The following is a 1,156-nucleotide window of genomic DNA, read 5'->3' on the forward strand; positions in this document are numbered from 1 at the left end:
AGCCTGCTGGCCACACGCCGCAAGCAGGGCGCCCAGGCCCACAAATGCGCCACTACCCAACAGGGTACGGCGATTAAAGATGGTCGAATCCATAGAAGATACGCTCCTATCATCGGTGACAGTGTGATGTAGATGTATATGTGCAAGTCGGGCCGCTTTTCACAGGTCAAGCTGACCACCGGAAGGAAAACAGCCCCGTAGCGCGCCCAACAAACGCATCAATGCGCTGTGGAACACTACAGTTACCACCCTACCGCATCTTTGTGTCTATTTGCGTTGCTTTGAGTGCAATAGTATCTGAACGTCATTATTCGGATACATCAATGCTTTATGCATCAAATATCTCTGCGCCCGCGGGGCGCCGCCCCTGCAGAATTTGTGCCATAGTTTAGCGTCTTCGACCATGGTTTTTAACTACGACCAAAGACACTAACCTATGGCACAAATCCGTAAACCCATGACTAGATCCCCCATCTGTGACAGGCGGGCGGGTGGGCTATACGGCGAGCGCGTACATGTCGCGGAGTGCCTCTTCCGCCTCGTCGAGGGCGTATCCGCTCTGGCAGAGCGCATCGCAGCCGTTACCGTAACGGAGGCCGGCAAGGAACTCGCGGTCGGTCACCTCCGGCAGGTACACCATGAGGTATTCGCCGTTGTCAGTGAAGAAGTCGTCAATGTTGGCGGCGTCCTGACCGGAGTAGAAGGCGCGGAAGTCTTCGTCATTGTAGTAACCAACCGTGTACATGATGGGCTCCTTTGGTCGCTCGGCGGAGGGGGGTGAGAACGCGTCGTTGTTCTCTACTACCAAGGTACGGGGCACCCCTGACAAGATAAGGGGCTGCGCTGCCCCGCCCCGGAGAAAAGCCAGAAAAAATATTGTGTGACGAGGGGTTTTCTGGAGGCGCACTCCCCCGCCTATACACATCACACAGAAAATTCGGTCATAGGTTACGGACTTCTGCCATGGTTTTTAACTACGACAGAAGTTGCTAACCTATGGTCGAAATTAGCGCCGGGTGGATTACGTGGCGGGTAACTGGCTGTTTCGATAGGTTAGTGTCTTCACTGCGGGTTAAAGACCCACGGCCAAGGCACTAACCTATCGAAAGGCCCCCGCCCCTCCCCCTAAACAGCGAGAAGCCACATGTGTTTCGAG

At 54.8% G+C, this 1,156-nt stretch carries 1 protein-coding gene; it reads right to left on the reverse strand.

The genetic code is table 11. The features are described from left to right. Positions 1 to 496: 496 nt before the first annotated feature. Entirely contained in the window at positions 497 to 745 is a 249-nt protein-coding gene (locus HMPREF2682_RS02095) for a hypothetical protein (RefSeq protein ID WP_005505891.1), read from the reverse strand. Positions 746 to 1,156: the final 411 nt, after the last annotated feature.

The sequence above is a fragment of the Rothia sp. HMSC061D12 genome (assembly GCF_001836735.1).
GTDB lineage: Bacteria > Actinomycetota > Actinomycetes > Actinomycetales > Micrococcaceae > Rothia.